Annotated in this window: 5 protein-coding genes and 1 pseudogene; 1 reads left to right on the top strand and 5 read right to left on the bottom strand. The window is 59.5% G+C overall.

Translation table 11 applies throughout. The features are described from left to right. Positions 1-777 precede the first annotated feature (777 nt). A complete protein-coding gene (locus tag K359_RS0145975; RefSeq protein ID WP_029085035.1) occupies positions 778-2,739 on the bottom strand; it encodes a glycoside hydrolase family 127 protein in 1,962 nt (653 codons plus the stop codon). 659 nt (positions 2,740-3,398) lie between these two features. Between K359_RS0145975 and K359_RS0145970 the strand changes: the two genes are divergently transcribed. Continuing rightward, positions 3,399-3,746, top strand: a complete 348-nt coding sequence (locus tag K359_RS0145970; protein WP_029085034.1) for a hypothetical protein — start codon at positions 3,399-3,401, stop codon at positions 3,744-3,746. 221 nt (positions 3,747-3,967) lie between these two features. Here K359_RS0145970 and K359_RS0145965 read toward each other — a convergent pair. The 4 genes and pseudogenes from K359_RS0145965 to K359_RS0145950 all read right to left on the bottom strand — a co-directional run bounded on the left by K359_RS0145965 (position 3,968) and on the right by K359_RS0145950 (position 7,199). Then, positions 3,968-4,730: pseudogene (locus tag K359_RS0145965) on the bottom strand (IS6 family transposase). A gap of 286 nt (positions 4,731-5,016) precedes the next feature. After that, entirely contained in the window at positions 5,017-6,165 is a 1,149-nt protein-coding gene (solA, locus tag K359_RS0145960; protein WP_029085032.1) for an N-methyl-L-tryptophan oxidase, read from the bottom strand. Between the two features lie 169 nt (positions 6,166-6,334). Further along, positions 6,335-6,907 carry a hypothetical protein gene (locus tag K359_RS58055; RefSeq protein ID WP_051346818.1) on the bottom strand — a complete coding sequence of 191 codons (573 nt, stop codon included), beginning with the start codon at positions 6,905-6,907 and terminating at the stop codon, positions 6,335-6,337. Positions 6,908-6,980: 73 nt separating this feature from the next. Next, the gene (locus K359_RS0145950) at positions 6,981-7,199 is read right to left on the bottom strand and encodes a hypothetical protein (RefSeq protein ID WP_029085031.1); all 219 of its coding nucleotides are present in this window, start codon (positions 7,197-7,199) and stop codon (positions 6,981-6,983) included. Positions 7,200-7,373 lie beyond the last annotated feature (174 nt).

Below are 7,373 nucleotides of genomic sequence, written 5' to 3'. Positions count from 1 at the left end.
TACCTATCTGAGCGACCAAGGGTTCCTCGATCGACCGTGCGATGTTATGCGCCGTAAGCTGGTAGCTCCGCCTTCTCGCGTCCGGCAACCTTCGCAAGCCGACCACCCGAGAGGAAGTTAGGCGGGCGCCAATATTGAAATGAGCGAATTTGCGCCAGATTCGGGCAGGCAAGTTAGCTGCAACCTGGTGTCGTCGTAAAAGATGACCTTTCGACTGTTCAGCACCATGTCCGCTCTCCCTCGGTAAACCAAAACGAATGACGTGCTGGGGATTAACGCGCAATACTCACCATATCGTCTTACCCGCGGATGGTAGCTGTTATCACGCAGGAATCGGCGACCGCCAGTCCTGAACACTCTGGATCAGAATCGTAAGATTGTGCAGCGGTTTATCGCCTCGGCTTTCAGACTTCAACGACGACCTACAAACGTTCGGCCTCGGTGAACTCCGCTCAGCCTCGCAGCTCCAGTTTACGCCGAAGGATGTCGCGCGCTTCGTATGCTCCGATTGCGACCAGGCCAGCTGAATGCGATCTCCAGCAAGTGGTTAGGCTGACGCCTGTCAGCCTCTCAACGGTTCACCGGTTCCAACGCACGTCTTGACGGTCGATGGGATTGAAATCGCTAGAAGGACCAAAAACCAAGCCGAAGCATCGACCAAGCCATCGCTCCTGAAAGCACCTTCTGCTGCGTGCGACGAGCAGCCTATGCCGGCGCTCAACCTATGCTCTTCTTTCCGGCCAAGTTGCTTCAAATAGGTCCCGATTATGGCCTCAGTCACCACTCATTAATCCAGATCCGCATTTCACCTTCGCCGCGGTTGGCCCAGCTGAACCACGGAATGAATGTCAAACGCTGCGTTTGCCGCTGTCCAGGCACGTTGTCGTAGTGATAAAGCGGTGCTTCCTCAGAGAGCCTGTGTTGCAAACGAAAGCCATCAGCCTGCAGCAAACTCTTGCCGGCAAAGAGGCCCTTGCCTTCAACAAGCGAAAATTGGCTGTCTGCATCCAGCCAAATATTATGTAGCTCCGGCCCGTTGTCGGCTTCTTCCAGACAATAAATTAGGGGGCCACGCTGAATAGCCACTTTGCCGGCCAGGTGGCGAAGTTGTGGATGGCCATACACGCGGCGTGCTTTCATGGGCAGCTGCAATTTGCAGCGATCGCCCTGCCGCCACGTGCGGTGAATGTGCAAATAGCCTTTGCACGACTCGCAATTGACTGGTTCGCCGTTCAGTCTGACCTCTGGCGCGCTGCACCATTCCGGCAGGCGCAGCGCGAGCGTGTGCGTGATTGGCTGCTCCGATTCCACGGCGATCTCCACCTGGTCCTCCCAGGGATAGTTCCCGCTCATGCGCAGTCGCAGCGTATGCTCTCCGACCGGTAACGCCACGCTGTTGCCAACGTAGAGATTGACATAGAGCGCGTCGGAGCGTGGCGTGTAGATGTAATGACCAATTGATGTGAAAAGGCGCGCGATGTTTGGCGGACAGCAGGCGCAGCCGAACCAGCGCTGTCGTACCGGCGAGACATGACTGTAGATGCGGTTGGACCGCAGTGTTTTGGGATGAGCTTCGAGTGGATTGACATAGAAAAAATGGCGTCCATCTAACGCGATACTGCCCAGAACGGTGTTATAGAGCGCACGCTCCATCACATCGGCATAGCGACTGTCCGCCTCCATCTCCAGCATCCGGCGGGCGAACATCATCAGGCCAATCGACGCGCAGCTTTCCGCGTACGCAGTATCGTTCGGCAGATCGTAGTCGCTGCTGAACGCTTCGCCCGCGCTTTGCGAACCAATGCCGCCGGTGATATAGATCTGCCGCTGCACCATGTTTTGCCATAGCCGCAGGCAAGCTTGGCGTTGCTGCTCGTTCTGAAGCAGACGCGCCAGATGGGCAACCCCAGTCATGAGGTATACAAACCGAACCGCATGACCTGTTGCATTCCGCTGCTCCGAGACCGGCAGGTGCGCCTGGCTATAGGCTTTATCTCTGACCATCCAGGGCTCGACGTTTGCTTTGCGGTGACGGGATCGCTTCTCATACTCTATGTCATAGAAGTGCGGCTCCCTGCCGCGTTGCTCCACGAAATAATTCGCCAGTGTGAGATATCGCTGCTCCAGCGTCGCTTCGTAGAGGCGTATCAATGCGAGTTCGATTTCCGGATGGCCATCATAGCCGTGTAACTGATGGCGCTCCGGGCCAAACACCACGGCGATGTGATCAGCAAGCCTGCAAACGACCTCCAGTAAGCGCCTTTTGCCAGTCGCCTGAAAGAAAGCGACGCCCGCTTCAATCAAGTGGCCGGCGCAGTAAAGCTCGTGGCATTCGCTTAAGTTGCTCCAGCGCTCCCCAGGCGCCTTTACCGTGAAATAAGTGTTCAGATAGCCGTCGCCGCACTGGGCGGCCGCAATCAGTTCAATCAGGTCATCGGCGATTTTCTCCAGTTCTGGATTGGATGTTTCGCATAGCGACCAGGCGACTGCTTCCAGCCATTTCGCCACATCACTGTCCTGGAAAACCGGGCCGTAGAACTCGCCACTTGCTCGATTGGCGGCGATCCGAAAGTTGTCTATCGCATGGCTCGGCGGGACTTCGGGAATACGGTCGTTCAGCGCCTCCCACTGATAAGGGAGCGTCACCTCCCTCACCAATTGCCGGCATTTCCCAATGAGCGGATCAGTAATCCGTAAGTCATGGAGATCTACTTCCGTAGTAGCCGTCGGCCGATTCATCTCGCTCTCCTTCGTGTTGGGGGCACGGGCCGATGGTTCATGAAAACCTTACTCATATCCCATTGTTGAGTTTGCAGGGTGCGAATTGGCAGCCTCAGCATGTCCTGCCTGCCGTCGTCAGCTCATGCGTCTTTCGCGTGCTTCCAAATCCCGGCATGACGAGCGATTGAAGCGTCCCTCTGGTCATCAGGGGCGGAGAGAGAACTCACCTTCTTTGAATAGACTCAGACGTTCTATGACGGTCGACACGAACGACATTGTCAATCTCCATACATCGCGCTGACCAGCACGCTCGATGGTGAAGACAGCAATTTCCGTGCCGGCAACGGCGCAGATCGTTCGTCTCGACTAGCACGTCCTCGGTATCCACCAATCCGTCGCGGCTTCGACGTGGATTCGGCGCACCGCCTTCGGCCCGGATGGATTTTCGCTCTGCGCTGCTGCTGCTCCAGTTCCGGCGGGGCGTCGCGCGCTTCCTGGTCCCCGCCGCAATCGAGACCGGTTGGCCGCGGACTGGTCATGACCGTTCCTGTGAGCTCGAGCCTTGCGGATAGAGGCGCCTTTGCCGGTATTGAGGCGAATGCCGTATCGCATCGCCTGGCGAACCTTCGGCCTTAATGAATTGCGCTCATTCCCTGCTGCGATAATGGAGAGGGCCGATGCGCAGGCGCGCCTGGCCGCGTTGGAAGGCGCAGGCGACGGGGCCTCGCGAGAAGAAGAGGGCGCAACAGAAGCTGAAGGAGAGGAGGCTCGCCATAAGTTCGCAGGTCGGCGCGGAAAGCGAGCCGCTTCAGGAAGTCAAGCCATGGATGGACCTGCTCATTCGGGACATCGAGGCAAACGAGTTGCGCCGCTACGAACGGCAGGCGCGAATTCGGCGAGAACGCGATCGGTCGGGGACGAAGCATGGAGCCGTTCGAAATGAGGGCCGTCGAGGTCGGTCGTCATGGGGGACGTCCTTTGCCGGATCGGCCGCGCCCATCGTGGCCTTCGTGGCGATCATCTGACGGCAGGTGGAACGGACCAGAACCCGACGCAAAGCGAAGGGCCGAAGCGAGGGGGAGATGGCAGAGGCGCGGCTATTTTGTTTCGCACAAAGGCGCGGTCCGCGCCGGCGGAAAATAGCCGTGACCTCCGCCATTGCCGGGCCGTACCGCTCGCCGTCCGATCGCCCTCTAGAAGCCAGGGGGCGGCTCTATCCGCAAGGGCCACTCACGGCATCGTCAACTTAATCGACCGCCGAGCTGAAGGAGGCGATTCTCAAAGGTTCGAGATTCGGCGATAGCGCTTGTCGTGGAGATCTCGCGTCAAGTCGCAAAGGCTCGTTCGCGTGAAGCACGACGGAAGTCGGCAGTGACGGCTCCGGAATAGGGGATGTGGAAAAGGTTCGCGTCCTGATCGTGAACTGCCAGAACCCGTTGAGCCTGACGGGACGATTTGAAACGCTTCATTATCCGCTCGCGTCGCCGCGTCGGCCGATGAGAATTCTCGGCCCGATAGGTGAGAGCGTTGTGCCGGCGATGTTCGACGTGAAAGCCCATCTTTGCCCTGGCAGCGCCGTAGGAACGGAGCTTGTCCGTGAACATCACGCGCGGCGGTGTGCCGGCGGATTTCAAGAGCTTCTTCATGAGCCGCTGCGCAGGGCGCAAGTCTCTTCGGCGCTGGATCAAAACGTCGAGAACGAAGCCATTCTGGTCGACAGCGCGCCAGAGCCAATGTTGTTCGCCCGCGATCGAGATAACGACCTCGTCCAGATGCCATTTGTTACCGCGAGCGGGAGCGCGCTGGCAGATTCGATCGGAGAACGGCTTGCCGAATGTTCCGTCCCACTGGCGCACGGTTTCATAGCTTACGCCAATGCCACGCGCTGCCAGCACTTCCTCGACCATGCGCAAGCTTAAGGGAAACGGGAAATACAACCAAACGGCATAGCTGATTACTTCCGGTGGGAAGCGATGGCGGAGATAAAGAGGGTCCCGGGCGGTCGGCATGCCCGTCGTCTACCCCCTCGGCCGCTCCAATTCGTTAACTTGACGGTGCCCTCCTGCGAGCTACTTGATCAGCTGGGGCATTCCCGGCACAGACCGATTACGGGCGGCCTTCAAAGACTCACTTGCCCCGTCTCGCCGACCACGCACACTGCGGTTTCCGGCCCAACATAGTGCTTCATGGCAGTTGATGCGAATTGGTTGTTTGCGGGAGCTCCATTGGTGCCCGAGCCCACGACCGCAATTACGCCATTGTCTGCAATTCCAGAATTGGATGCCAATTGACGTCTCAGGAGTTTGGCGGCGCGACGCCGCTGAAACGGTCGAGCCGAAACGCGTTCGGCGCTATCAGCTTCGCATCGAGTGCCAGATCCGCGAGCATCGTACCGATCGCGCTGGCGAACTTCGCACCGTGACCGGAGCAAGGCGACGCAACGACGATGCGGGGGTCGGCCGGAAGTCGATCGATGATGAATTCGTTGCCCTCGTCCGGTTGCAGGTCTGCTCGCAGCGTGTTCGTGTAGAGGCAGATATCGCGCTCGACGATTGGCCCCGCCGCACCGGGAACCAATTCAGCTAGTGTCAATCCGACAGTCTCCAGTTCTGCGTCCGTTGGCGGCGGGTGCCAGGCGTCTGCCCCCACGACTGGCCCTTGGTCGTGCTGTGCAGCCTTCACGCCTCGTCCCTCGAAATCGGGAAAGCCGTAGACCACTCCTTTCTCCCCTTCGACAATAAACGCCGGAAACTCGCCGTAACGCACCAATTCGGGTTTGGCCGGCTTGAACCAACCGACCGTTTGTCGGGTGATCTTTAAGTGTCGTGCGAGTCCCGGGATTAGCCCGGCAATCCACGGTCCTGCAGCAATGATGGCCCTCTCGGCCAAGATTACCTCTCGGGGCATTGAAATACGGATGCCGGCGGCCACCGGCCGTATTCGGGCCGGAGCCAGAATGATGCGGTGTTCGGCGCCTTCGCGAAACGCGCGGATCGCCGCTTCGGCCAACAGGATCCCGCCGCTTTCCTGGACGACCACATCCCAATTATCCGGAAGCCGGAACGCGGGAAATGCGGCGTTTGCTTCCGCTCCCGTGACCGGACCGGGGACGGCGTCCTTGAGCGCGGCGGCGCGGGAGTCGGCCACCATCTTCGATCCGGGAGGTCCTGCTTCGAGTACGTGGGTCGGCATGAGGATTGTTCGTCCGCTGGCGGCCTCCAACATCCGCCATCCCTTGAGGGCAGCATCGCTAAGCTCCGTGTAAGCCGCGCTCTCGAAATTGAAGCGTCGGTACACTCGGCATGAGCCATGCGACGAGCCGCGAGCCTCGCCCAAGACAAGAGGGTCGAATCCGAGCACGTCGGCCCCACGACGCACCAGCGCATGGAACGCAGAACTCCCTATCAGGCCGAGGCCGACGACGGCGATTTCGCAAGCACGCATCCCTCACTCCCTCTTTCGCTGTTTAGCACGCGCGATTGATCTGCCGCGCCACCGCACTTTTGCGGGCCCCGCCCTTGGTGGACACACTGCAGCCGCAGCAGGAGCACAAGAATCCCTGAAGGGTGCAGTCGCGCAGTATTCGCAATTCGCCTTGTCAGCCTTTTCGGTCTTATGGGCTTGCCGCCCTGCCGCAGCGGTCGAAAGGGAGCGCCGCGCCATCGACCAGGGACTTTACCATAGGGCTGAGAGCGAGCGGCGCTCGACCCGCCTGCGCGGAACGGCGAAATGCCGCCTCGCTCCCGCGATCGCAGGCGTCTATCGCTTGTTGATGAGGATGTTCGACATCCAGCTCGACAATGGTCGGCCGCGAGTGGGTGGAGCGCACCACGCTGAGATAATATTGCACCAGCGCAACCCGGAGATCGCAGCCATCGAGCAGACTTGCGAACTGCTGACGGTTGTTGATCAGCCTTTTGGCGCGTACTACCCCGGCACCGACGACCAGTGCTCCGTACGGCAAGCGGCTGCCACGGAATGCGATGCCGAGCTCTTTCGACAGCTCTCTGGGAGAATTCTGCAGCCTGCACTGGGCTACGAAGACGCGATGCTCGGTAAGATCGTCCCTCGCCACCACAATATCGAGCCAAGCGTTCTCCGCTATGCCGACCGATGAGAGGATTTGCAACAGCTTCTTGCACACGGCACGCAACAGCTTGACGATGAACGACGCGAGCAGCCTCATGACAAATGTTTGGCCGAGCCATGGGGCCGCCGCCGATAAGAAAGAGGCTGCCGCCGAGATGGCGACCAGCGCTTTAGTGGTGATCTGCAGCTCCCGGCCGTGGATCGTTGTCCGCGCGGATGACGTGCACCGCCGCCATCGCAGTGCCATAGAGCGCCAACAGTGCTTCCGCGAAGACCACGCTGGCGAATAACGGCACGAGCAGCAGAAAGCTCGCGAGCACGTGGGCTGCGAAGAGCGCTGCGGTGGAGAACGGTGCGGCGACCGGAAGCAGCAGCCGGCAGTCGCGCACGATCGTAAGATAGATATCGTAGCCGAGCGCTCTCTCGATTCGAGAAAGCGCAGCAATGACGCAGCGCCACGACCATCGTAATTAACACCTCGTGAACTCGAGACAGCATTCTCCACATCGTCCTCTCGTCACGGTGTGATCGTGGTGTGAACAAAGCAAGCGACGTGCCGGACT

Origin of the sequence: Bradyrhizobium sp. th-b2, from assembly GCF_000426785.1 — a bacterium.
Classification (GTDB): domain Bacteria; phylum Pseudomonadota; class Alphaproteobacteria; order Rhizobiales; family Xanthobacteraceae; genus Bradyrhizobium; species Bradyrhizobium septentrionale.
Note: the sequence above shows the minus strand (reverse complement) of the source record. Positions and strands in the feature narration are given on the sequence as shown.